Source organism: Pseudomonas sp. RIT-To-2, from assembly GCF_029623465.1.
GTDB classification, from domain to species: domain Bacteria; phylum Pseudomonadota; class Gammaproteobacteria; order Pseudomonadales; family Pseudomonadaceae; genus Aquipseudomonas; species Aquipseudomonas silvicola.
The window spans coordinates 164,787-189,202 of record NZ_JAPYKM010000006.1 but is presented as its reverse complement, the minus strand read 5'-3'; the positions used below and the strand labels follow the sequence as shown (position 1 = coordinate 189,202).

At 63.3% G+C, this 24,416-nt stretch carries 22 protein-coding genes; 14 read left to right on the top strand and 8 right to left on the bottom strand.

What is annotated here, in order from left to right; translation table 11 throughout:
* Positions 1-12 precede the first annotated feature (12 nt).
* The 5 genes from parE to QBK88_RS08110 all read left to right on the top strand — a co-directional run bounded on the left by parE (position 13) and on the right by QBK88_RS08110 (position 6,574).
* Positions 13-1,917 (top strand): DNA topoisomerase IV subunit B, encoded by a 1,905-nt coding sequence (parE, locus tag QBK88_RS08130; protein ID WP_277961645.1) that lies wholly within the window; start codon positions 13-15, stop codon positions 1,915-1,917.
* Positions 1,917-2,909, top strand: coding sequence for an esterase-like activity of phytase family protein (locus QBK88_RS08125; protein ID WP_277961644.1), 993 nt, complete (start codon positions 1,917-1,919; stop codon positions 2,907-2,909). The genes parE and QBK88_RS08125 overlap by 1 nt, the downstream gene beginning before the upstream one ends.
* Entirely contained in the window at positions 2,906-3,427 is a 522-nt protein-coding gene (locus QBK88_RS08120; protein WP_277961643.1) for a TIGR02281 family clan AA aspartic protease, read from the top strand. The genes QBK88_RS08125 and QBK88_RS08120 overlap by 4 nt, the downstream gene beginning before the upstream one ends.
* A 10-nt stretch (positions 3,428-3,437) precedes the next feature.
* Positions 3,438-5,696, top strand: coding sequence for a DNA topoisomerase IV subunit A (parC, locus tag QBK88_RS08115; RefSeq protein WP_268145919.1), 2,259 nt, complete (start codon positions 3,438-3,440; stop codon positions 5,694-5,696).
* A 176-nt stretch (positions 5,697-5,872) separates the two neighbouring features.
* Complete coding sequence (locus QBK88_RS08110) at positions 5,873-6,574, top strand: PqiC family protein (RefSeq protein WP_268151216.1); 702 nt, start codon at positions 5,873-5,875, stop codon at positions 6,572-6,574.
* Between the two features lie 56 nt (positions 6,575-6,630).
* Here QBK88_RS08110 and QBK88_RS08105 read toward each other — a convergent pair whose 3' ends face one another.
* Positions 6,631-8,160 (bottom strand): histidine kinase, encoded by a 1,530-nt coding sequence (locus QBK88_RS08105; protein WP_277961642.1) that lies wholly within the window; start codon positions 8,158-8,160, stop codon positions 6,631-6,633.
* A gap of 134 nt (positions 8,161-8,294) precedes the next feature.
* Here QBK88_RS08105 and serB point away from each other — a divergent pair, with 134 nt between their 5' ends.
* A complete protein-coding gene (gene serB / locus QBK88_RS08100; RefSeq protein ID WP_277961641.1) occupies positions 8,295-9,494 on the top strand; it encodes a phosphoserine phosphatase SerB in 1,200 nt (399 codons plus the stop codon).
* A 70-nt stretch (positions 9,495-9,564) separates the two neighbouring features.
* Here serB and QBK88_RS08095 read toward each other — a convergent pair whose 3' ends face one another.
* From QBK88_RS08095 to QBK88_RS08080, 4 genes are all read right to left on the bottom strand, one after another.
* Positions 9,565-11,331, bottom strand: a complete 1,767-nt coding sequence (locus tag QBK88_RS08095) for a molecular chaperone (RefSeq protein ID WP_277961640.1) — start codon at positions 11,329-11,331, stop codon at positions 9,565-9,567.
* A gap of 229 nt (positions 11,332-11,560) precedes the next feature.
* Positions 11,561-12,424 (bottom strand): archaetidylserine decarboxylase, encoded by an 864-nt coding sequence (asd, locus tag QBK88_RS08090; RefSeq protein WP_277961639.1) that lies wholly within the window; start codon positions 12,422-12,424, stop codon positions 11,561-11,563.
* A gap of 9 nt (positions 12,425-12,433) precedes the next feature.
* Complete coding sequence (locus QBK88_RS08085) at positions 12,434-13,249, bottom strand: rhodanese-like domain-containing protein (RefSeq protein ID WP_268145914.1); 816 nt, start codon at positions 13,247-13,249, stop codon at positions 12,434-12,436.
* Between the two features lie 46 nt (positions 13,250-13,295).
* Positions 13,296-14,834, bottom strand: coding sequence for an HDOD domain-containing protein (locus QBK88_RS08080; RefSeq protein WP_277961638.1), 1,539 nt, complete (start codon positions 14,832-14,834; stop codon positions 13,296-13,298).
* Between the two features lie 128 nt (positions 14,835-14,962).
* Between QBK88_RS08080 and motA the strand changes: the two genes are divergently transcribed.
* Together motA and motB are read left to right on the top strand one after the other, a co-directional pair.
* Positions 14,963-15,814 carry a flagellar motor stator protein MotA gene (gene motA / locus QBK88_RS08075; RefSeq protein WP_277961637.1) on the top strand — a complete coding sequence of 284 codons (852 nt, stop codon included), beginning with the start codon at positions 14,963-14,965 and terminating at the stop codon, positions 15,812-15,814.
* Positions 15,815-15,817: 3 nt separating this feature from the next.
* On the top strand, positions 15,818-16,882 hold the full coding sequence (motB, locus tag QBK88_RS08070) for a flagellar motor protein MotB (RefSeq protein ID WP_277961636.1): 1,065 nt from the start codon (positions 15,818-15,820) through the stop codon (positions 16,880-16,882).
* Positions 16,883-16,938: 56 nt separating this feature from the next.
* Here the strand turns inward: motB and QBK88_RS08065 are convergent, their stop codons facing one another.
* Both QBK88_RS08065 and rsgA read right to left on the bottom strand, forming a co-directional pair.
* On the bottom strand, positions 16,939-17,337 hold the full coding sequence (locus QBK88_RS08065; protein WP_277961635.1) for a TIR domain-containing protein: 399 nt from the start codon (positions 17,335-17,337) through the stop codon (positions 16,939-16,941).
* A gap of 191 nt (positions 17,338-17,528) precedes the next feature.
* Positions 17,529-18,560 (bottom strand): small ribosomal subunit biogenesis GTPase RsgA, encoded by a 1,032-nt coding sequence (gene rsgA, locus QBK88_RS08060; protein ID WP_277961634.1) that lies wholly within the window; start codon positions 18,558-18,560, stop codon positions 17,529-17,531.
* Between the two features lie 91 nt (positions 18,561-18,651).
* Here rsgA and orn point away from each other — a divergent pair, with 91 nt between their 5' ends.
* Complete coding sequence (gene orn / locus QBK88_RS08055; protein WP_268145909.1) at positions 18,652-19,194, top strand: oligoribonuclease; 543 nt, start codon at positions 18,652-18,654, stop codon at positions 19,192-19,194.
* A 47-nt stretch (positions 19,195-19,241) separates the two neighbouring features.
* Here the strand turns inward: orn and QBK88_RS08050 are convergent, their stop codons facing one another.
* Positions 19,242-20,549, bottom strand: coding sequence for an aminotransferase class I/II-fold pyridoxal phosphate-dependent enzyme (locus QBK88_RS08050; protein ID WP_277961633.1), 1,308 nt, complete (start codon positions 20,547-20,549; stop codon positions 19,242-19,244).
* A 28-nt stretch (positions 20,550-20,577) separates the two neighbouring features.
* Here QBK88_RS08050 and QBK88_RS08045 point away from each other — a divergent pair, with 28 nt between their 5' ends.
* The 5 genes from QBK88_RS08045 to QBK88_RS08025 all read left to right on the top strand — a co-directional run bounded on the left by QBK88_RS08045 (position 20,578) and on the right by QBK88_RS08025 (position 24,397).
* Positions 20,578-21,285: a glutamine amidotransferase gene (locus tag QBK88_RS08045; protein WP_277961632.1), complete on the top strand. Its 708-nt coding sequence runs from the start codon at positions 20,578-20,580 to the stop codon at positions 21,283-21,285.
* Entirely contained in the window at positions 21,285-21,980 is a 696-nt protein-coding gene (locus QBK88_RS08040; RefSeq protein ID WP_277961631.1) for an MOSC domain-containing protein, read from the top strand. Before QBK88_RS08045 ends, QBK88_RS08040 begins: the two co-directional genes overlap by 1 nt.
* A gap of 15 nt (positions 21,981-21,995) precedes the next feature.
* Positions 21,996-22,232 (top strand): hypothetical protein, encoded by a 237-nt coding sequence (locus tag QBK88_RS08035; RefSeq protein WP_277961630.1) that lies wholly within the window; start codon positions 21,996-21,998, stop codon positions 22,230-22,232.
* A gap of 173 nt (positions 22,233-22,405) precedes the next feature.
* Positions 22,406-23,308 (top strand): diiron oxygenase, encoded by a 903-nt coding sequence (locus tag QBK88_RS08030; protein WP_277961629.1) that lies wholly within the window; start codon positions 22,406-22,408, stop codon positions 23,306-23,308.
* Between the two features lie 45 nt (positions 23,309-23,353).
* Positions 23,354-24,397 (top strand): 2Fe-2S iron-sulfur cluster-binding protein, encoded by a 1,044-nt coding sequence (locus tag QBK88_RS08025; RefSeq protein ID WP_277961628.1) that lies wholly within the window; start codon positions 23,354-23,356, stop codon positions 24,395-24,397.
* Positions 24,398-24,416 lie beyond the last annotated feature (19 nt).

Sequence of the window (24,416 nt, the reverse complement as noted above, 5' to 3'; positions counted from 1 at the left end):
CGACGAGAACCCATGGCCAATCCCAGCGCTAGCTCTTATAACGCAGACGCCATCGAAGTCCTCTCGGGCCTCGACCCGGTGCGCAAACGCCCGGGCATGTACACCGACACCACGCGGCCGAACCACCTGGCCCAGGAAGTCATCGACAACAGTGTCGACGAAGCGCTGGCTGGCCACGCCAAGTCGATCCAGGTCATCCTGCACGCCGACCACTCGCTGGAAGTGAGCGACGACGGCCGCGGCATGCCTGTGGATATCCACCCGGAAGAGGGCGTCAGCGGTGTCGAGCTGATCCTCACCAAACTGCACGCCGGTGGCAAGTTCTCCAACAAGAACTACCAGTTCTCCGGCGGCCTGCACGGTGTGGGCATTTCCGTGGTCAACGCGCTGTCCAACCAGGTGCGGGTCAGGGTCAAGCGCGACGGCAACGAGTACCAGATGACCTTCGCCGATGGCTTCAAGGCCACCGACCTCGAGGTGATCGGCACCGTTGGCAAGCGCAACACCGGTACCAGCGTGTATTTCGCCCCGGACCCCAAGTATTTCGATTCGCCGAAGTTCTCGGTCAGCCGCCTCAAGCACGTGCTCAAGGCCAAGGCCGTGCTGTGCCCCGGCCTGTCGGTCACCTTTGAAGACAAAGGCACTGGCGAGAAGGTGGAGTGGCATTACGAAGACGGTCTGCGCTCGTACCTGGTGGATGCCGTCACCGAATTCAGCCGCCTGCCTGACGAGCCGTTCTGCGGCAGCCTGGCGGGTAACAAGGAAGCGGTGGACTGGGCCCTGCTGTGGCTGCCCGAGGGCGGCGACAGTGTGCAGGAAAGCTATGTCAACCTGATCCCCACCGCCCAGGGCGGCACCCACGTCAATGGCCTGCGCCAGGGCCTGCTGGACGCGATGCGCGAGTTCTGCGAATTCCGCAACCTGCTGCCGCGTGGCCTGAAACTGGCACCGGAAGATATCTGGGAGCGCATCGCCTTCGTCCTGTCGATGAAGATGCAGGACGCCCAGTTTTCCGGCCAGACCAAGGAACGCCTGTCGTCCCGCGAAGCCGCCGCTTTCGTTTCCGGGGTCGTCAAGGATGCCTTCAGCCTGTGGCTCAACGCCCACCCCGAGCTGGGCATGCAACTGGCCGAGCTGGCCATCAGCAATGCCGGTCGGCGCCTGAAGGCCAGCAAGAAGGTCGAGCGCAAGCGCATCACCCAGGGCCCGGCGTTGCCAGGCAAGCTAGCCGACTGCGCCGGCCAGGACCCGATGCGTTCCGAGCTGTTCCTGGTGGAAGGTGACTCCGCCGGTGGTTCGGCCAAGCAGGCGCGGGACAAGGAATTCCAGGCCATCCTGCCCCTGCGCGGCAAGATCCTCAACACCTGGGAAGTGGATGGAAGCGAAGTGCTGGCGAGCCAGGAAGTGCACAACATCGCCGTGGCCATCGGCGTCGACCCGGGCGCGGCGGACATGAGCCAGCTGCGCTACGGCAAGATCTGCATCCTCGCCGACGCCGACTCCGACGGCCTGCACATCGCCACGTTGCTGTGCGCGCTGTTCGTCCAGCATTTCCGCCCGCTGGTGGACGCCGGTCACGTCTATGTGGCCATGCCACCGCTGTACCGTATCGACCTGGGCAAGGAAATCTATTACGCCCTGGACGAGGCCGAGCGCGACGGCATCCTCGACCGCCTGGTGGCCGAGAAGAAACGCGGCAAGCCGCAGGTCACCCGATTCAAGGGCCTGGGCGAGATGAACCCGCCGCAGTTGCGTGAAACCACCATGGACCCCAACACCCGCCGCCTGGTGCAACTGACCCTGGACGACTTCGCCCAGGCCTCGGAAATCATGGACATGCTGCTGGCCAAGAAACGTGCGGGCGACCGTAAGTCCTGGCTCGAGTCCAAGGGCAACCTGGCCGAGGTGCTGACCTGATGCGGGCTGCGTTGGCAGCCCTGCTGCTGACCTTTTTGCCGCTGCTGGCGCAGGCCGAGCCGGTCGAGCAACTGAAGCTGCTGGCCGAACACCCGGTGGACGGTATGGTGGGCGGCAACCTTTCGGGGTTGGCCCTGTGCGGGGACCGCTTGTGGACAGAGTCGGACCGCGATGACGGGCTGATCTACCGCCTGGATATCCGCGAGCGCGTGTGGAAAGCCGAGCACGTGGCGATCGATGTGCCGCCACCGCCTGCCGACACCGGCCTGCCGCTGATGCTGCGGGCCACGGCCCATGCGGCATCGGTTATCCGCGGCGGTATCCTTGATTTCGAAGGCATCACCTGCGATGGCGCGGGTAACCGCTACCTGGTCAGCGAAGGTTTCGCCGCCGTTCTGAAAGTGCCCGTGGAAGGCAAGCCGTTCTGGTTGAAGATAGACCCGGCGGTTATCCGTGACGCCCATAACAAGGGCATGCTGCGCCGTTTCAACGCCATTTTCGAAGGCTTGACCATCAATGCCGCCGGCGATCACCTGTGGCTGGCCGCCGAACGTCAGAACCGTGGCCTGCTCTCCGTCTACAGGCAGCCAGGTGGTACCTGGGGTTGCCGAGGCGACTGTATCCTGCTCAACGAAGGTGGTGAAGAAATGCAGCCGGCCCAGTTGCCCGGTGCCCACGACGCCGCTCGCGACTTCTCGGACCTGGCGCTGTACAACGGCAAGCTGTACACCCTGGAGCGCAACATTTTCCAGATCTGCCGCCGCGACCTGCAAACCGGGCAGAAGGAACACTGCTGGTCGTTCGCCGACGAGGCGTTGATTCCCTCACGCCAGTACGCACAGAAATATGGCCTGGCCGAGGCGCTGGTGGTGGACGCCACCGGCGCCTGGGTGGGCGTGGACAACAACGACTGGACCCGCGCCGATGGCGAAGTTCGGCCGATTGTCTGGCGGTTCGCCGCGCCCCAGGGCGGCTGGGATGTGGCGCCGTGAGCCAGCAGCCTGCTGGCAAGCGGGCCGGGCGGATCTTCATGATTCTGGCCTGGGCGGCCTTGCTGTTCCTGGCCACCCGCTATTTCGGCCACTTGCAGCAGCAGCGCGAGAACCCCAACCCGGTGGTCGCCAGTGAACATGGCCAGGGTTACATCGAAGTGCGCCTGGCCAGCAATGGCCAGGGTCATTTCGTGGCCAGCGGTGCGATCAACGGCACCGCGGTACAGTTTATGCTCGACACCGGCGCCACCGACGTAGCGGTGGGCAAGTCCCTGGCCGAGCAGTTGAAGCTGCCTTACGGCTACCCGATCACGGTGAATACGGCCAATGGCCAGGCCCAGGGTTTCCGCACGCGCCTGGCCAGCCTGCAATTGGGCGACATCGTCCTCAAGGACGTGCGCGCCGTGGCCATCCCGGACATGGATGGCGACCAGGTGCTGCTCGGCATGAGCGCCCTGAAACAACTCGAATTTTCCCAGCGCGGCGGCACCATGCTGCTGCGCCAGACTACACAATGATGAGGCCCGCATGAGCGACTCCCTTGATCTCAGCCTGGACGGCGTAGAACGCCGCTCGCTGGCTGACTTCACCGAACAGGCCTACCTCAACTACTCCATGTACGTGATCATGGACCGGGCGCTGCCGCACATCGGCGACGGCCTCAAGCCGGTCCAGCGTCGCATTGTCTATGCCATGAGTGAGTTGGGGCTGGATGCCGATTCCAAGCACAAGAAGTCGGCCCGTACCGTGGGTGACGTGCTCGGCAAGTTCCACCCGCACGGCGACTCGGCCTGCTACGAAGCCATGGTGCTGATGGCGCAGCCGTTCAGCTACCGCTACACCCTGGTCGACGGCCAGGGTAACTGGGGTGCGCCTGACGATCCCAAGTCGTTCGCGGCCATGCGTTACACCGAGGCGCGGCTGTCGCGCTACTCCGAGGTGCTGCTCAGCGAGCTGGGCCAGGGCACCGCCGACTGGGTACCGAACTTCGACGGTACCCTGGACGAGCCGGCGGTACTGCCGGCGCGTCTGCCCAACATCCTGCTCAACGGTACCACCGGTATCGCCGTGGGCATGGCCACCGACGTACCACCGCACAACCTGCGGGAAGTGGCGACTGCCTGCGTGCGCTTGCTGGACGAGCCCAAGGCCACCGTCGAGCAGCTGTGCGAACACATCCAGGGCCCGGACTACCCGACCGAAGCGGAAATCATCACCCCGCGTGCCGAGCTGCTGAAAATCTACGAGACCGGCCGAGGCTCGGTGCGCATGCGCGCGGTGTATCGCATCGAAGACGGTGACATCGTGGTCACCGCGCTGCCGCACCAGGTATCCGGTGCCAAGGTGCTGGAGCAGATCGCCGCCCAGATGCAGGCCAAGAAGCTGCCGATGGTCGCTGACCTGCGTGACGAGTCGGACCATGAGAACCCGTGCCGCATCGTGATCATCGCCCGCTCCAACCGGGTCGACCTCGACGAATTGATGCAGCACCTGTTCGCCACCACCGAGCTTGAGTCCACTTACCGGGTCAACGTCAACATCATCGGCCTGGACGGCCGCCCGCAGCTGAAGAACCTGCGCGCGCTGTTGCTGGAGTGGCTGGAATTCCGCATCAACACGGTGCGCCGTCGCCTGAAGTTCCGCCTGGACAAGGTCGAGCGTCGCCTGCACCTGTTGGAAGGCTTGCTGGTGGCGTTCCTCAACCTGGATGAAGTGATTCACATCATCCGGACCGAGGAACACCCCAAGTCGGCGCTGATCGCCCGCTTCGAGCTGACCGAAACCCAGGCCGAATACATTCTGGAAACCCGCCTGCGGCAGTTGGCGCGCCTGGAAGAGATGAAGATCCGTGGCGAGCAGGAAGAGTTGGCCAAGGAACAAGCCAAGCTGCAGGCCCTGCTGGGCAGCGAAACCAAACTGCGCAAGCTGGTCCGTTCGGAGCTGATCAAGGATGCCGAAACCTACGGCGATGATCGTCGTTCGCCCATCGTCGCCCGCGCCGAAGCCAAGGCGCTGTCGGAAAACGAGCTGATGCCGACCGAGCCCGTCACCGTGGTGCTGTCGGAAAAAGGCTGGGTACGTTGCGCCAAGGGCCATGATATCGACGCCACCGGCCTGTCCTACAAGGCAGGCGACGGCTTCAAGACCTCGGCCATTGGCCGCTCCAACCAGTTCTCGGTGTTCATAGATTCCACCGGCCGCAGCTATTCGGTGGCATCGCACACCTTGCCGTCGGCGCGCGGCCAGGGCGAACCGCTGACCGGCCGCTTGACCCCGCCGCCTGGCGCCTCCTTCGAGTGCGTCCTGCTGCCCGATGACGATGCGCTTTACGTGATCGCCTCCGACGCCGGCTACGGTTTCGTGGTCAAGGGCGAAGACCTGCAGGCCAAGAACAAGGCCGGCAAGGCATTGCTCAGCCTGCCGAACGGTGCCAAGGTGCTGGCCCCACGGCCGGTGGCTGACCGCGAAAGCAACTGGCTGGCAGCGGTGACTACCGAAGGCCGGCTGCTGATTTTCAAGGTCGCCGACTTGCCCCAGCTGGGCAAGGGAAAGGGCAACAAAATCATCGGCATTCCAGGCGAGCGCGTGGCCAGTCGGGAGGAATATGTCACCGATTTGGCGGTGATTTCCGAGGGTGCGACCCTTGTATTGCAAGCGGGCAAGCGTACATTGTCGCTCAAGGGCGATGACCTGGAGCATTACAAGGGCGAGCGAGGCCGCCGGGGCAACAAGTTGCCGCGTGGCTTCCAGCGGGTAGATGCCTTGCTGGTGGAAAACGCGGGATAACGCGACCCAGAGCGTTCGGTCTGTCGTTTTAAGCGCAGATCGACGCTGAAGCGCTGGAGTCGTAGCGCATATTCGCGGATGATATGCCTTCTTGAGGTGCCGGCGTGGTCGTGCACCCGGACGAATTCGTTGAGTATCACTGCGGCGCGCCTTGTGGCTGCCGCCTGGATGAAATGATGACCTTTCTGCGCCTTCCTGTTTTATTGCTGACCGGCGTACTGGCCCTCGCGGGCTGCGCCGCTCACCAGCCGGTCGCGCTGTACCAGCTCGACAGTGGCAACCCCGGGCAACCCAAGCAGGGTGCCGGGATGTCGGTACTGCTGGGCCCGGTATCCGTGGCCGACTACCTGCAACGTGAAACCCTGTTGCAGCGCCAACCTGATGGCAGCCTCAGTGCCGCTACCGATGGCCGCTGGGCAGGCAGCCTGTCTTCGGACATCGACCAGTTGCTGCTGCGCCAACTGGCGTGGCGCCTGGACAGCCAGCGGGTGACCCTGGCACCGGCCAGCAACGCCGGCACGCCGGATGTACAGGTGCTGCTGTCGATTACCCGTCTGGACTCCGGCGACTCGCAGCCCGCCATTCTCGACGCCCAGTGGCGCCTGCTCGACCGCCGTGGCCAGGTACGGGACAACCGTATCGTCCACCTGGAAGAGAAACATGCTGGCGGTACCGCCGCCCAGGTGAAAGCCCAGGGCGTGCTGCTGCAGCGCCTGGCCGAACAGCTGAGCGTCGCGGTCAAGCCGCTGGCCAACCAGCCGGCGCTGGCTGACGAGAAGAAGGCTGCCGCCAAGCCGGTGGCCAAGGAAGAGCCGGACAAGCCTAAGATGCCATTGGCATCGCCTATCCGTACCGACATGGAAGTGTTCCGCTTCTAGGCCGTTACCCACAAAAAAGCCCGCAGCGATGCGGGCTTTTTTGTGGTCGCTGGGCGTCAGGCGCGGGTTTCGTGCATGCGCGCCAATTGGCGCTCCAGCAGCGACGGGTAGGGCTCCAGCAGGCGCTCCACGCAGCAGGCACCCTCGGGGCTGGCGATAGGGCGGATGCGGGCGCGCTGGCGCACCAGGCTGTCGTCGCTGATGCGGCGCTCCACCAGCAGCAGGTTGCGGCTGTGCTGGGACAACGCCAGGGCGTCCTGGGCCGGCTCGGTCAACAGCAGGTCGATCTGGCTCATGCCGGCCAGGTCATCGCCCAGTACCAGGCCCAGTTGCAGTTGCAGGGTAATGCCGCTGTCCGCTACTTCGATCTGCAATTGGTGACCCAGGGCCCGCAGCAGCTCACCGCAGCAAATGGCGTTGGTCAGGTAGTCCTCACCGCTGCTGTCGCTGTTGAACAGCATCAGCGTGCTGCCGTCGTTCAGGGTGTGCAGTTCGCTTTCGTACAGCGAGGCAGCCTGGTCCAGGCACCCACGGTAGCGCTGCAGCAATTCCATCAGGCGGGCGCGGGGCAGGCGTCGCAATTGCTCCTGGCCGCCCAGTTGAACCGCCAGCACGGCGCTGTGCTGGGGCTGCCTGGCGACCACGGGCGCAGGCATCGCGGCTGGCTTGAGTGCTACCGGCGCGGTGTCGCGCAGGTCGGCGAACGGGTCTTCGCCGTCCTCGTCTTCGTCTTCTTCGGCGTGGATGACCCGCTTGGGCACTGGCTTGACCGGCACCGGAGCGCTTTCGTCATAGCGGGTGTCGCGCAGGTTGCGCACCTCGAAGGCCGGGCCTTCGTCTTCCTCATCCTCGTCCTCGAACTCCGGTTCTTCCACTTCCGGCACGGGCGCAGGCTCAGGGGCGAAGCGCTGGTGAAGGTCGCGGGCCAGGTCGCCCACTTCATCCTGGCGCTGGGTGGCCGGGGTGTGTTCGTCGATCTCGCGCAGCCACACCCGCAGTTGCAGCAGCGGCGTGGAAATATTGCGGCCCATGCGAAGGCTCAGGACCAGTGCCACTACCAACAGGATCGCGGCCAGGATGCCCATGCTCTGCAGGCTGATGGTGAGCGGCTGCTGGAACTGGTTCATGTCCAGGCTGATGCGCAGATGCCCGGCCGTGACGTCCTGGAAGGTGATCTTGGTCTCGTAGACCCCGCCAGCCTCGCCCAGCAGGCCTGCCTTGGGCCGGTTGCCAGCCTCGGCCAGGGTCCGGTTGTCCACGCTGTAGATGGCGGCATGGGCCACCAGCGGGTTCTTCACCAGGTTGTTGAGCAGCACGTTGAGGCTGAGGATGTCGTTGGACACCAGCAGCTCGGTGGCGGAGGTAGCCGTTTGCGTGGTCAGGCTCTGGCCCACGGCATCGGCTTGCTCGTGCATGGCCTGCTTGAATTGCAAACCCATCACGCAGGCGTAGATCACCAGCGCCAGGGCGACCAGCACTACGTTGAGGCTGGCGATGCGCAATGCAATCGGTACACGGCGGTGGCGCAGTGCCCGGAAGATCAGCAGGAAGAAATTGTCGGTTTTTACTGGCGTGGGCCGGTTCACTGAGCGCGGCTCTTTATGTCCGTGAAGTTGCTGCGCAGTATAGCGACAGGCCCCAGAGCGGCAAAGCGCTGCCTGTGCCCGATGGTCACTGAAAGTAGGTAGAATGCGATTTTTTTCCACGAACGGGGTGCCCCTTGCGCGAAATCGTCCTGATTAACATCACCGGTTCAGACCGTCCTGGCCTGTTGGCTGCTGTCACCGGTGCGCTGGCCGAGGATGGCGTGAGCATTCTGGATATCGCTCAGTCGCTGCTGCACGGCGCCCTGTCGCTGGCCGTGGTTGCCTGCGCCGACGATGGGGCCCGGCTGGCGCTGTTGCGCGAGCGTATCCAGGGGGTAGCGGGTGCCCAGGCACAGTTCACTACGCTGTCGGAGAAGGACTACCTGGCATGGGCTGCCGCGGGCACTGACAACCGCTTCGTGGTCACGCTGATGAGCCGCCATGTCACCGCCAGCCAAGTGCGGAGCGTGACCGATATCGCTGGTCGTCACGGCTTGGTGGTCGAAGGTATCGACCGTCTGTCGGTTCGTCCGGGTTTGAGCGCTCCCGCCCCCGAAGGCAAGGCGTGCCTCGAGTTCACGGTGCGTGGCGTACCGGCGGATATCAACGCGCTGCGCCGTGACTTCCTGGCCGCGGCCATGCTGCTGGACGCCGATATCGCCATCCAGGAAGACACCCTGTACCGCCGCCACCGCCGCCTGGCGGTGTTCGACATGGACTCCACGCTGATCCAGGCCGAGGTCATCGACGAGCTGGCCAAGGCCCATGGCGTGGGCCACCTTGTGTCGGAGATCACTGAGCGGGCCATGCGCGGCGAGCTGGACTTCCGCGCCAGCTTCAAGGAGCGCATGGCGCTGTTGCAGGGCCTGGATGTGAGCGTGCTGGATGCCATCGGTGCCTCGCTGCGCCTGACCGAAGGCGCTGAGGTGCTGTTCGCCGAGCTCAAACGCCTGGGGTACAAGACGGCGATTCTGTCCGGTGGTTTCACCTACTTTGCCAAGCAGGTTCAAGCAAAGCTGGGCATCGACTACGTATTTGCCAACGAGTTGCAGGTGGTCGACGGCAAATGCACGGGCGTTGCCGTGGAGCCGATCGTCGACGCCCAGCGCAAGGCCGATCTGCTGGTGGAACTGGCCGAGAAGGAAGGCCTGACCCTGGAGCAGACCATTGCCGTGGGTGACGGTGCCAATGACCTGCCGATGCTGGCCAAGGCCGGCCTGGGCGTGGCCTTCCGTGCCAAGCCGCTGGTCAAGCAGTCGGCGCGCCACAACATCACCACCCTGGGCCTGGATGGGGTGCTGTACCTGCTGGGGGTACGCGACAGCCAGGCCTGATGGCGGCATGCGGGAGCTGGCAATTGAGCGCCCGCGAAAAGACAGGCACGGTTACACGGCCCGCACCGAGTCAGAGGTCCTTCCACAGCGAATCGAATTCGCTGTTCAACTGCTCCGCCACCGCCGGCGCGACTTCCAGAATGCGGTATTCGAACTGGTTGAAGCTGCCGGTGGAACTCACCTTGCGGCCCAGGTGGGCGCGTTGTTCGTCGCCATGGCTGTTGATCATCACCTTGTGCCCTTCCTGAAACGGCAGGCGTGGCGCCAGCAGCGATGCCTTGATGTCGATGGCGCGGATTTCCGGCAACTGCAGGCCACGCACGTACTGACTGTTTTCCTGGTTGTTGCGCAACAGCTGCAAGCCGCAGGGCAGGGCGTGAGGGGCAATCAGCTCAATGCCCATTTGCGTGCCGCCGCTGCGCACCTGGCGAATCCAGCGAACCACCGCCACGCTCCAGCCTTGGGAAGGGGCATCCTGAATGCCCACCAGTTCGCCGGCCTGCAGCTGCGCCGGTACTTCGCGTGGCCACGCCAGGCAATAGCCGCCGGGGCTGTGATTGACGATCTGCAGTTCATGCACAGGGTAGTCCCGCCCCGCCTGGGTGCCTGAACCCTCTGTGTCCAGGGCTGGGTATTCGATTTCCTCGTAGGGCAGCAGGTCGTTGTTCTCGCCATTTCTGGCGGCGTCGAAGGCATGGCTCCAGCTGTCATTGCCGCTCTGGCTGCGCGCCTGGAACGTGGCGCTAAGGCCTGCATCGGCACGTTTGAGCAGGCTGCTGAAATCGCGTTCGCCACCCAGGTAGTAGTGCAGGGTGCTCATGCCGATGCACAGGCTCATGGTGCCCTGGCCAGGTGTGCGCTGGAACGTGCGCTCGGCCACGTCGCCCCAGGCGGCAGCCATGTGCTGGAGCATGTCCACGGTCAGGCCGGCAGGCACCTGGAAGCGCGATTGGGAACGCTGTTCCACCGGGAGGTGCAGCCACTCGGTGATGGCCTTGACCAAGGGGTGTGGGTCCAGGCCGAGCATGGTCGGCAGTTGGCTGGCGGGAAACAGGTTCTTGTAGCGCGGCGGCGCGTCACTGTCGGGCGCCACGGCAAATTGCGCTTCGGCGCTGCTGGCCGGTATCACCCGCACGAGCGCACTCCAGGGTTCCAGCACGTTGGCCAACTGCAGGATGGCTTGTTGTCGCATCTGGTTGCAGCGTGAACTGCCCAGCAACAAGGTGGTGCCGTAGGTCTGTTCGATGCTCTGCTGGTGTGCCTGGGCTACCAGGTCATCGCTGACGAAGGTGCGGTGCAGCTGGAATTTCAGCGCCACCTGGTAGAGCTGGTGCAGTTCCAACCACAGCCCGTCGGGCACCGGGCAGTAGAGGAGGTTGGCACGAACCAGGGGGCCTTTGAGGGCATGCATGGCGCGCTGGATACCGGTGGCCAGCAGCAGGTTGCGGTCTTTCAGGCGCGCGGAAACCCGCAGCACGATCAGCTTGTAGCCCACGGCCAACAGGTTCTGCAGCGCCTGGCACAGGTTGGCGATCTTGCGTGCTCGCTCATCCAGTACGACGGCCTGGTTGAGAAAGTGCCGCTCCAGGTGGCTGCAGACGAAATACACCTCCGGGCGCAGCAGTTCCAGCAGTTGCAGGCGGTTGTCGCTGGGGGTCACCAACTGGTTGAGCTCGATCAGGCCCTGGTACAGCTGGCGCGCGGTTTCGCCCAGGTTGGCCTTGGGAAGTGCGGCGATCCAGCGTTTCAGATCGCGAGTGTTGGCCTCGCAGAACGACAGGCTGTGCTGTGACGGCGTGGGGGCGCGCAAAAGAGGTGGCGGGGTGGCGGCGGACATCGAGCGGTTCCCGTTGAGTCAGTCGTGCAAGGGTGACCTATTGTCACCCGATGGCGTAAAGACTGCACGGCCTTGGCGTCGCAGGCAAGTGCGCAACCCAGTCGCGGCAACTGGCTTTGATGGGGGCCGGCTTGGCACCGAGCTTTTGCGGGTTCGAAAAAACCGCTGGCAAGCCGGCCCCCCCCCCAAAAAAACATGCAGCGGCCCTGGCGGCCGCTGCCAAGGGGTGTCAGGCGTCAGCGCCCAGGCCGATGCGCTGGCCCATGTTGACCACGGAACCAGCAGCCAGCTCGTGGGCCCACTTCACTTGCTGTGGCCCGAACAACACGACTGCGGTGGAACCGAGCTTGAAGCGGCCCAGTTCTGCGCCTTTCTCCAGGTGAATGGGCGCGCGGGCGGCTTCGTCGTAGCGCACGGTCTTGAGCTCACGCTTGGGTGGCGTTACCAGACCGGCCCAGACGGTCTCGACCGAGGCCACGATCATCGCGCCCACCAGCACCACGGCCATCGGGCCGCGTTCGGTGTCGAACAGGCAGACCACGCGTTCGTTGCGCGCAAACAGCTCCGGCACGTTTTCGGCCGTGGTCTGGTTCACCGAGAACAGGCGGCCCGGCACGTAGATCATTTCCCGCAGGGTACCGGCCAATGGCATGTGCACCCGATGGTAGTCCTTGGGGGACAGGTAGATAGTGGAGAATTCGCCGCCCATGAACGGTGCGGCATTGGCCGGGTCGCCGCCCAGCAGTTCCAGGGTGCTGAAACTGTGGCCCTTGGCCTGGAAGATGCGGCCATGCTCGATGGCGCCCAACTGGCTGACAGCGCCGTCGGCCGGGCTGAGGATGGCGCCGGGGGTCGGGTCCAGCGGGCGGGCGTCGGGCTTCAGCGCGCGGGTGAAAAACGCATTGAAGTGCTCATAGGCAGTCAGGTCTTCGACCAGGGCCTGGGACATGTCGACCTGGTAGCGCTTGGCGAACCAGGCGGTAAAGGCGTTCTTGAACCAGCGCACGCGGCATTCAGCGACGCAGCCGGCCAGGCGCGACAGCAGGTGGTGGGGCAGCAGGTATTGGCTGAGGATGAACAAACGGGATTTCATCGGGTTTCCTTAAACTTCGACGGGCGTGTCGGGGTGGTTGCCCCATTCGCCCCATGAACCGGCATAGCCCTTGACGCGGGGGTAACCGAGCGCCTTGGCCACCAGGTAGGTAAAGCCGGAACGGTGGTGGGTCTGGCAGTGGGTGATGATTTCCTTGTCCGGGGTGATACCCAGGTTTTCAAGGATCTGTCGCATGTCGGTGCGGATGCGCAAGTTTCGGGCAGTGTCCATGCCGGCGGTCCACTCGAAGTTGACCGCGCCGGGGATATGCCCGCCCTTGGCCGCCAGCACCTTCTCGCCGCTGTATTCCAGTGGGCCGCGGGCGTCCCAGATGGCCAGGTCGGCGGCGCCAATACGGCTTTGCAGGTATTCGCGGGTGGCGGTGGGCCCTTCGTGCAGGGTCAGGTGCACGCTGCCGTTATGCGCTGCGGGTACGTCGCTGGTCAATGGCAGTTGCGCCGCTTCCCAGGCCAGCACGCCGCCGTCCAGGTAGTGATAGCGCTGGTGACCGATCACGTCCAGCAACCAGATGAAGCGCCCGGCCCAGCCGCCCCCTTCGTCGTCATACACGACATAGACGGCGTTGGGGTTGTGTCCCAGTTCGCCGAACAGCGATTCGAGTGCCGGCAAGGTCGGCATCAGCCCGGGAGCCGGTGGCTGTCCCAGTTGGGTGCGCTTGGGGTCGACGAAGCGCGCGCCGCGAATGTGGCCGGTGGCGTAACGTGCGGCGCTGGTCAGGTCGACCAGTATCAGCTCTGGAGCGTCGAGGCGCGGGAGCAGGTCGGCGGCTTCGATTACCAGCGGCAGGCCCGAGAAATCAGCCATGTGAGGTCTCCAGAAGAAAAAGTGGGGACAGATTGTAGCGCATGCTTCAGCTGCCGCGCTGGCTGAAGGTTGTCAGAGCGCGCTCTATGCATTGTGCGGTTTTTCCGAATGCCTGGACGGTAATTTCCGAGAATGGCCCGCCTCCCTGGTCCGCGACCACCAGCATCACCACACGGTCATTGCTCGCCAGGGAGCGCAGCAACAGGTGCTCGCCCTTGAACAGCCCGCGCAAGGCCGAGGGTATCAGCGCCGAGAACTGGGTATTGTTCTGCGGCGTCAGGCGGATTTGCGCGGCTTTGGTCAGCAGGCGCTGCACCACGTTGCTCTGGCTGATCAGCAGGTTGAGGCCGGAAGCTTCCGCCGGCAGCCCGGCTACCTGATGCACGCGCAGGTTGGTCTGGTTCTTGTCGATCATCAGCAGTAGCACCCGCTTCATGCCGCAGGCCACCAGTGCATCGCGGGCGCAGGTGGTCAGGTGCATGGCATTGGTGAACCTGCTGGGTTCGGCCAGCAGCTCGGCGCAGTATTTGCGCCAGCTGCCGAGGTCATCGGCGCTGGGTGGCAGCGCTGGCTGCTGGCCCCGGTGCACGCGGCGCGCATCCCATGGCCAGAGCAAGGCCTCGGCCGGGTGCCAGAGCCCCGGCACTGCGTAGTTGCGTGCGTTTTGTACCGCTTGTTGGTGCACCTGTTGTTGCAGCTCGCCCAAAGGCATTTGCAGGTAAAGGCAGGTCAGGTATTCCCAGCGCAGCAGGTGCGGGGTGTTCCAGGCCTCCTGGGCCGCCAGTGCCAGGCCGTTGGCCAGCACCACGGTGTTGGCGGGTTGGTTGAGCCAGCGGCGCAGGCTCGGGTCATCGTCCAGGCGCTGCTGCTGGCGCAGGCCATGTTCTTCATCACGGGCAATGTGCAGCACCTTGACCAGCTCGCGGTGCTCATCCAGCAACAGGTTGTAGCCGTGGAGGATCCAGGCCGGCAGGCGCCACAGGTGGGCCAGGCCTTGGCACAGGGCCAGCAGGCGCACGCCAAACAGTTCGTGCTCCACTTTGGCGGCTGCCTCGCCCTTGTGCACCACCCGCAGCTCCCATTCCTCCAGCAGGGCAGGGTGGGTGATGGCTAGGGGCCATAGCGGCGACAGGAACAGCAGGCTCCCCCAATGGACCTCCTGCCACAGCCGCGCCAGGCGCGCGGCAAATAAGCCGTTGGCCTGCTGCGCGGCGTGCTGGCTGATCAGCAGCAGTTGGCGCAGGCCCCGGGGCATGTCCTCGGGCAGCGCCGTGGGCAGGCGTTCGAGCAGTTCTTCGGTGCGCTTGAGCCCCAGGCGGTTGAGCGCCACCTCCAGGCTCTCCACCGGCTCGGCCAGGCTCTGGTTGATGTGGTGGTTGGCCTCGCGGATAACGCTCAGTACCAGTGCCGGGCTATCCTGCATCAGCTCGGCGATGTCGCGCAGCGAGCTGCGGCTATCTTCAAGGGCTGCGCGCACGCGGTCATGGCTGGCCACGGGCACCGGCAAACGCACGCCGTCGAGCAATTTCAGCCAGTCTGTAAGGGTATGGGGCGTCTTGGTAGGCACGTTGCGCTCAATTGGCATGCTGGAGGACCGAACTGGCTTTTCACCTTTTCAGGCTATAGTCTGGCGCAGAACTGCCGATAAGTAGAACAAGAGATTCAGAATCTTGCGCCCTCACCCTGACCACGACATGTAAGTGCTTCCAACCTATGGCTAAAATTATCGGCATCATCGTCGTATTCGCGAGTGTGCTCGGCGGATATGTTCTGTCCCACGGTAAGATTGCAGCGTTGATCCAGCCCTTCGAAGTGCTGATCATCGGTGGCGCCGCGTTCGGTGCCTTCCTGCAGGCGAACCCCGGCTACATGACCATGAAGGTCATCAAGAAAGGCTTGGGCATGTTCAAGTCGCGGTTCTCCCACGGCTTCTACATCGAAGTGCTGAGCCTGGTCTACGAGATCCTCAACAAGAGCCGTCGTGAGGGCATGATGGCAATCGAGAGCGACATCGAAGATGCCGCCGCCAGCCCCATTTTCGCCAAGTACCCGACCGTGCTCAAGGACGAGCGCATGACCGCTTATATCTGTGACTACCTGCGCATCATGTCGTCGGGCAACATGGCGCCCCATGAGCTCGAAGGCCTGTTCGACATGGAACTGCAGAGCATCAAGGAAGAGCTGGAGCACACCTCGCATGCGGTCACCGGCATCGCCGACGGCATGCCCGGTTTCGGTATCGTCGCGGCGGTACTGGGTATCGTGGTGACCATGGCGTCCCTGGGTGACGGCGACAAGGCCGTGATCGGCGCCCACGTGGGTGGCGCACTGGTCGGTACCTTCTTCGGTATTCTGGCAGCCTACGGTTTCATGGGCCCGCTGGCCACGGCCCTCGGTCACGATGCCAAGGAAGAAGTGAATGTCTACGAGGCCATCAAGGCCTCGCTGGTGGCCTCGGCCTCGGGCATGCCGCCCTCGCTGGCCGTTGAATTCGGCCGCAAGGTGCTGTTCCCGGCCCACCGCCCGAGCTTCTCCGAGCTGGAACAAGCAGTCCGCGGTCGCTGAGTCATGGAAAATAACCAGCCGATAATCATCAAGCGCGTCAAGCGCTTCGCCGGCGGCCACCATGGTGGTGCCTGGAAGATCGCCTTCGCCGACTTCGCCACGGCGATGATGGCGTTCTTCCTGGTGCTGTGGTTGCTGTCCACGGCCACCCCGGAGCAGAAACTGGCCATCGCGGGTTACTTCCAGGACCCGGTAGGCTTTTCCGAAAGCGGCTCGCCTTACATCATCGACATGGGGGGTACGCCCAAGCTCGCGCCGGACAAGACCCTGAACCCGGACATCGAGAGCTCGCCGCCCACGCCTACCACACCCGACAAGATCAACGAGAACGACGCCGAGCAGATGGCCGAGAAAATCGACCAGGAACGCTTGAACCTGCTGCTGCAGGAACTGCAGAACAAAGTGGACCAGAACCCGCAACTGCAGAAATTCAAGGACCAGATCCTGTTCGAGATCACTCAGGAAGGCTTGCGCATCCAGATCATGGACGCCGAGAACCGCCCGATGTTCGACACCGGCAGTGCGCGCCTGAAACCGTACTTCGAGGACATCCTGCTGGCCATGGCCGACACCATCAAGGCGGTGCCGAACAAGATCAGCGTCAGCGGCCACACCGACGCCCAGCCTTATTCGGGCCAGGGTGACTTCGGCAACTGGGAGCTGTCGGCCAACCGCGCCAACGCTGCCCGGCGTGCGCTGGAAGGTGGTGGTTATCCTGATGGTCAGGTTGCCCGAGTGGTGGGTTACGCGTCTTCTTCGCTGTTTGACCGCAAGAACCCGCTGAACCCGGTCAACCGCCGCATCGACATCGTGGTGCTGACCAAGAAGGCCCAGCGCGAGATCGAAGGCGAAAGCACTCCCGACGCCACGCCGCCTGCACCCGGGGCTGCCCCTGCCGCCGCACCGGCCGCACCGGGCACCCCGGCCCCGGCGGGCGCGGCGAAGCCGACGCCAGGGCCGGGGGCTTCGGCCGCTGACCCGAACGCGCCCGTGCAGCCGCGGGAGTTGCGCCAGAAGCTGAATCTCTTCGAGGACGGTACCTTGAAGATGGACGAGCCGAAGGAGTAACCCCGCTGCGTTGCCCGACGCCCGCCCCGACCCTGTCGCGGCGGGCGTCGTGCTTTTCAGGCATGACGGGTAATGGCGCTGATGATGTGGCGCGTGTGCCAGCCACACTCGGCGTGGGCCGCACCCCGCACCCTGGGAGATATGCGCTCCGGCCCAAACGGTTTGACCGCGATCACCGGCTTGCCCAGGCGCTGGGCCACCTCTATTTCGGGGTCGATCCACTGGCTATAGGTGGGGTACACCCCGGCCATGATCAGCAGTACCGAGCATGGCCGCAGGTGTTCGGCGATGGCCTGCTCCAGTTCTGCCGGCGTGCGCTCCACCACCGGGTGCGGGTCAGGCACCGCGTGGCTCTGGAAGATGAAGCTGGCGTCCAGTTCGAGCAGGTTGAGCAGGCGGTCGTAAGCGTCCGAATAGCGCCAGGAGCGGCTGATGAACAAGTGATAGGTCGACATGGCAGTCCCTTTCAGTCGAATGAGTGACGGGCTGACAATCGTTCAGAATCGTTTTATTCAGCAATGGATGGCGCGATAAAAAGAAGCGTCCTACATGCGGAGGTAAAATTTCCTACACGTTTCACCACAAAAACTTCGGAAACCGGCTTGCTGGCGCCCGCGCCCGCGGGGGCAGGAGCGCCAACGGCCCGCTAGTAGGTGTCTTCCGGCAAGCTGGCGATGATCGACCGGTAGCTGTTCATGCGCTGTTGCTGCACACGGCCTTCGGCCAAAGCCAGGAGCAGTGCGCAACCCGGCTCGCGGTCATGCTTGCAGTCGCGGAAACGGCAATGGCCAATCAGGTCGTCGAACTCGATGAAGCCAGCTTCCACGTCGGCGCGGCTCACGTGCCCCAGGCCGAACTCGCGAATACCAGGGGAGTCGATCAATTCGCCGCCACCCGGGAAGTGGAACAGCCGTGCCGTGGTCGTGGTATGGGTACCCTGCCCGGACAGCTCCGACAGCGGCCCCACGCGGGTCTGCACCTCGGGTAGCAGGCTGTTGACCAGCGAGGATTTGCCCACGCCGGACTGCCCGACGAACACGCTGATATGCCCGTCGAGTTGCGCCTGCAACTGCTGCATGCCATCACCGTGGTGCGCCGACACCTCCAGCAGCGGGTAGCCCAGCTGGCGGTACACGGCCAGCAGTGCATTCAGCGCCGGGGCGTTCTGGTCGTCGATGAGGTCGGCCTTGTTGAGCAACAGCAACGGGCGAATCCCCGCATGCTCGGCGGCCACCAGGTAGCGGTCGATCAGGTTGGCGTGTGGTTCAGGCATGGGCGCGAATACAATGACGATCAGGTCGACGTTGGCCGCCACCGGCTTGAGCTGGCCTCGGCTGTCTGGCCGGCACAGCTCGGTGCTGCGGGGCAGTTGGGCAACGATCACGCCGATGCCCTGGTTGCCCGCGCGCCATACCACCGTATCGCCGGTCACCAGCGCGGGCAAGTTGGCGCGCAGGTGGCAACGGAACACCTGGCCGGCCAGTTCGCCTTCCTGAGCCTCGACCTCTACCTGGACACCGAAGTGGGCGATCACCAGCCCTGTTTGTTCGGGGCCCAGGTCACCGCCTTCCAGCGCTTCCAGCGTGTGCGATTCGCGTTTGGCGGCGCGAGCGGCGCGCTCACCCTGGATTTTTTCGATGCGCCAATTCTGGCGACGGTTGAGCTGGCGTTTGGCCATGAGTGTTCCGTGCGGAGGGTAATTGAAACGGCGACGAGTTTAGCATGCCCGGGTGAGCTAAACTGCGCAGCCAAGCCGAGGAGTTTTTCACATGCAAAACGCTGACAACCTGATCTGGATTGACCTGGAAATGACCGGCCTGGACCCGGATACCGACGTCATCATCGAAATGGCCACTATCGTCACCGATAGTAACCTCAATACCCTGGCCGAAGGCCCGGTCATTGCCATTCACCACAGCGACGAAGTGCTGGCGCGGATGGACGAATGGAACACGCGTACCCACGGCAACTCGGGTTTGACCCAGCGCGTGCGTGACAGCAAGGTCAGCATGGCCGAGGCCGAAGCCCAGACCATCGCTTTCCTCGAACAGTGGGTGCCCAAGGGCAAATCGCCGATCTGCGGCAACAGCATCTGCCAGGACCGCCGTTTCCTGTACCGCCATATGCGCGCGCTGGAAAACTACTTCCACTACCGCAACCTCGACGTTTCCACCCTCAAGGAACTGGCCGCGCGCTGGGCGCCGGAGGTCAAGGACAGCTTCAAGAAGGGCAGCACCCACCTGGCGCTGGACGACATCCGCGAGTCGATCGCCGAGCTGCGTCATTACCGTCAGCACTTCATCAAGTTCTGATTTGGCGACGCCCGCGTCCCGGACGTGGCGCCGGGTGCAGGGGCTGGCTAATACACCGGACGCCGATTCAAGCGCAGCGACAGGGCAATATCCCCTGCCAGCGCCTCGATGTCGCCGATCTCGAGATTGGCCATGCTGACCCGCACCGCCGCACCGCTTCCCAGTTGGAAAGGCGCCCCAGCCTGCACGCCCCACCCATAGGATGCCAGCGCCTGGACCGCGGATGCCTCGTCCGCCACGGGCAGCCACACATGCATCCCTTCGCCACCTCGCTCGCACTGCACCCCATGGCGTTCCAATGCGTTGAACAACGCGTTGCGCCGCTGTGCATAACTTTCAGCAGCGCGCGGCAACAGCGCTTCATCCAGCGCCTGTTGCCACAACCTCGCGGCCAGCCGTTGCACCAGCAGGCTCACCCAGCGTGAGGCCAGTGACTGCAAACGCTGCATATCGGCCAGCACCCGGGGGGCGCCGGTCGCGACCGACAGCCGCAGGTCGGGCCCGAGAAATTTGCTCACCGAGGTAATGTGCACCCACAGCGCAGGCATCACCATGCCCATGGGCGGAACGGCATGGCTGAGCGGCCCCCAATGATCGTCCAGCATCAGCAAGGTCCCCGGCGCGTACTGGAGGGCAGTTGTCCAGGCGTGCCAGCGCGCGGCCGAGAACGTACGCCCGGTGGGGTTCTGGGCCCGGGGCGTGAGAATCACGGCAGTGGCGTCCTGCAGCGTCTGTTTACTCGCAACGCAGGCGCCGTGGGTGTCGCTGGCCAAGGCGACGGGTTTGAGCCGCAGGCTGGCCAGCAGCGCCAGCACCGGTGGCCAGCAGGGCGTCTCTACCAGTACCCGGTTGCCTGGCCGGCAGTGGGCGCGCAGGGCTTTTTCCATGCAATCCATTGCGCCCTGGAATACGCCGATGTCCTGGGAGGGCAGGTGCTGGCTGTGCAGCCAGCGGGCCGCGAGGGCCAGCAACTGTGGCTCATTGGCCTGGATGTCGTACCCGGTGTCGCGGGGCAGGTGACCCCAGTCGTCGCCGCGCAGGCGTGGAAGCAGGCGGCCGTCGACATTGCCGCTGGCCAGGTCGCGCAAATGCTCCGGCAGCGCATGCCGGGGAACCTCGGCCGCTTGCTGGGCTGCCACCCGGGTGCCGCGCCTGCCATCGGTGACGACCCACTGGGCATCGCGCAGCAGCTTGTACGCGGCGGCCACGGTGTTGGGGCTGACGTTGAGCTGCGCTGCCAGCGGGCGAACGGCCGGCAGCAGGTGCCCGGTAACAATTTCCCGGTCGCGGATTAGCCGCTCAATCGATTCAGCGATCTCGACAGCGGTGGAGCCAGTCACCAATAATGTACTCATACATTCACTATATTGTATTGGTACAAAAATGAAAAGTGCTTGGGTTGTGCGTCATGTGGCGTTTGAAGGCTTGGGGATCTTTGCCGAGGTGCTGGCACAGCGTGGTTACAGCGTGCGCATGTTGGAGGCGCCCGTGGCTGACCTCGACGGCCTGGATGCCGGCGAGCCGGATCTGCTGGTAGTGCTGGGCGGTCCCATTGGGGCCTTCGATGAGGCGGTCTATCCCTACCTGGGCGAGGTGCTGCAGCTGGTCGAGCAGCGTCTGGCGTCGGGCGGCAAGTTGCTCGGTGTGTGCCTGGGTGCGCAGTTGATCGCACGGGCAATGGGTGCCCAGGTAAAACCCATGGGTGTGAAGGAAATAGGCTATTGGCCGCTGACCCTGACGGCCGAAGGGCGCGCCTCGGTGCTGGCGCCCCTGCATGCGTCGATACCGGTGTTGCATTGGCACGGCGACCAGTTCGAGATTCCCCCGGGCGCCACGCACCTCGCGGCGTCCGCCATCTGCCCACATCAAGCATTCGTCGTCGGAGATGCCGTGCTGGCTTTGCAGTTCCATCTGGAAGCGGACCCACGGCAGATCGAGGCGTGGCTGGTAGGGCATGCTGCCGAATTGCACGGTGCTGGCATCGACCCGCGGGCGCTGCGCAGCCAGGCCGCCGAGTTGCGCGCTGGCGAGGTGCTGCTGTGCCAGCAACTGTTCGCCGATTGGCTCGACCTGCCTGCAGACCCAGCCTGATGCTGCTGGGCAGGGTTGAGGCCTTGCTGGTAGGCAAGGCGGTGCCTTTTACCCGGGAGGGTACCCACAGCGCCATCGCCAAACGGCTGGCGGGATCCACGGTGGCCGTCTCGACGCTGGGCCTGCAGGGCGATGAACAGGGCGATCGGCGCATCCACGGTGGCATTGACAAGGCGGTACATCAGTACCCGTCGGAGCATTACCCATCATGGCGCTCGCATGTGGGGGCGCATGCCCTGCTGCGGGCGCCGGGCGCGTTTGGCGAGAACCTCCATACGTCGGGCATGACGGAAAGCACGGTTTGCCTGGGGGATGTCATTCGCTGTGGCAGCGCGATGCTTGAAGTGAGCCAGACGCGGCAGCCCTGCTGGAAGCTCAACGACCGCTTTGCCGTGGGCGACATGGCGTTGCGCATGCAGCGTACGGGGATGACGGGCTGGTATTACCGGGTATTGGAAGAAGGCGAAATGAGCGTTGGCGATTCATTCGAACTGCTGGCGCGGCCTTATCCGGAATGGACCCTGTGGCGCATTATTTCAGTCCTCTACCACCGCTCGATGGATCGTGGCGAGTTGGCCAGGCTGCGCATGCTGCCTTTGGTGCCCTCGTGGCAACGGCTGGTTGATCGCCGTTTGAAGGAGGGGGAAGTGGAGGACTGGAGTGGGCGTTTGCAGGGTTCGACACCATTGATATGAGAAAGGAACTGTTTCATGGAACTATTCAGGGTTGAAGTCAGCAAGGAAGGAAAGGTGTGGTGTTCCATCGACGTTGAACGACCAGGCCCCTTGAGCGTTTTGGGTGATGTCATCGGCAGGTTCGGTGTGGAGGACGGTTTCAGTATAAGTGTGTTCAAGCGAGTGGGTGAAAAGCGGCTTCTTGAGTCGACACCCGAAGGTATAAAACTCTGTTTTGCCGAGCCGATTTTCACTCCCTATGTATTTGATTGACTGTTTGCCGGCTCTTTGTCTGTTTGAGTGTAGGAGGCTTCTCTTTATCGGCTATGGGGTATTGATTTGAACAATATTGCACGATAATTGTTTCTCTTGGGATCCACGCCCAAGTGAACAATCAAAGGTGCTGGTTACAGCATCGTCGTGCAGTATTTTCATGGAGAAGATCAATGTCCTGTGCGGGTGAAGAGTCCAGTGCGGTTATGGCTATGCTGGAAAAGCTCACAGTGCTCTGGAAAAGTCGGGCAGCGGTCAATCGTGCGCCGTTGCCGTTCGAACATATGGTATTTGATCCGACGCGTCCTGACTTCTGCGAAGGGTTGCTGCCATTCTCTCGGCATGAAGGGTGGCGTTGCGCAACGGCTGAGCAACAATCCGAATGCCTGACCTACGCCTGGATCATCTACAATCTGAAAACGATATATATCGAGTGCGATATTGTCACGCCTGCCTGTGAAGACCTCCTCAAGTTTTCGCCATTGGTCGGGCATCGAAGGTCCGTCATGCAGGAAGCCATCGCCGAGGCGTTGCTGGATGAGGCCCTGCACACGAAAATGTCGGTCAATGCGTGCAATTACATCTATGACAGGCGCCATGTACCGCTGCTGAACTTTTCGCAATTCAATCTGTTGCGCTGGAAAGATGAAATACTCGCGTCCTGCACGGCGGAGTGGCAACGCAGATTAACGCGCTTCGGCATGGCATGCGCCAGCGAAACCATGATTACCGACTATTTGAAGCGAATGTCGGAAGACACCGAGATTCAGGTTGTCTGTCGTGAGGTAACCAGAACGCATGCCGAGGATGAATGGAGTCACTCGAGTGTCTTTTCTTTCGTCGCCATGGATATTGTCCAAGGGCTCTCCAAGTCCGAGTGTTGTTATTTGCAGGAAGTCATCAGAAAAACCGTGCACATGTTTGCCGATAACGAAATGGGCGCTTGGGCGCATGTGTTCTCACTGGTGGGCCTGGCAGGCGCCAATGACATCATTGCCGACAGTCAGGGGTTTGGTGAAGTGCAGGTCTACACCGATTCCGTAACAGCATTGCTTGAGCGCATCGGCCTGGGTTGATTTCGTTGTCTGGATCATGGGGCGGGCAATACGGAGGAGGGGCATTTGGAATCGTTTTTGGTATGTGATTGGGTGCGACAGGAAGCACACGATATCTGGTCGATCGGCTTCACGCCTCTCAATGGTGAGGATAACAAGCAGATCGAGTTGGGACGTTTCATTTCCATCGACTTTCCGGATATGCAAGGGCGTTCCGGGCGTCGTTGTTATTCGATATGCGGGCTGGGGCCCGCACAGGGTTTCCAGGTGTCGGTCAGGCGGTCAGGCAATGGTGGCGTTTCCGATAGCCTTGTGGACCGAATGCGGCCTGGGTGCGTGGTGGGCCTGGCGGGGGTAGGGGGGGATATCAACATTGACCGGGTTGCGCAAAAGAACTCTTTGCTGATGGTGGCCTCGGGCATAGGGGTGACCTTGCCCGTTGCCCTTTTGCGTGGCCTGGTGCAACGGCGGCAGCAAGGTGAGCCTGTTCCCACGGTGCATCTGGTTGCGGTCATCCAGGACCTGCAGCGCTTGCCCTTCCTGCAGGAGCTGTTGTCACTTCACCTGGAGTCCGATTGGTTTGAGCTCAGTGTGTACTTGACCCGGCAGTGCGTTCTGCCGCGCATGCAATGCTTCAGCCATGGCAGGCCCGACCCGCAGGCGGTATTCGGGGCGCGGGGATGGGAAGGTGTAGTGATCTGCGGTGGCTCCCCGTTTGCTCAATTCCATGAGGAATGTGCGCGCCAGCGTTTGCCTGGCAGCGAAGTCTTCGTTGAGGCGTTCACCCGCCTGAACCTCGACAGCCCGGAGACGACAGCGGCAGCGCAGGTCAAGGCGCGGATTGATGGCCAGGTGGTGAATATCGACCCTGCCAGATCACTGCTGGAAGGGTTGGAGGCGCAAGGTGTTTCCATTCCCAACCAGTGCCGTGCGGGAATCTGTGGTCGGTGCCGGGTCAAGGTGCGGTCAGGTGAGTACCAGACCCGAGATGATTTCGCCATCAGTGCGAAGGACCGAGCGCAGGGTTACGTGCTGGCGTGTTGCACCTACGCGTTGGGTGATGAAATAGCCATAGAGCGACCCACTGCGCAACATAACCCGTCGGCCTGAGGGCGGTGTAATTCGATGG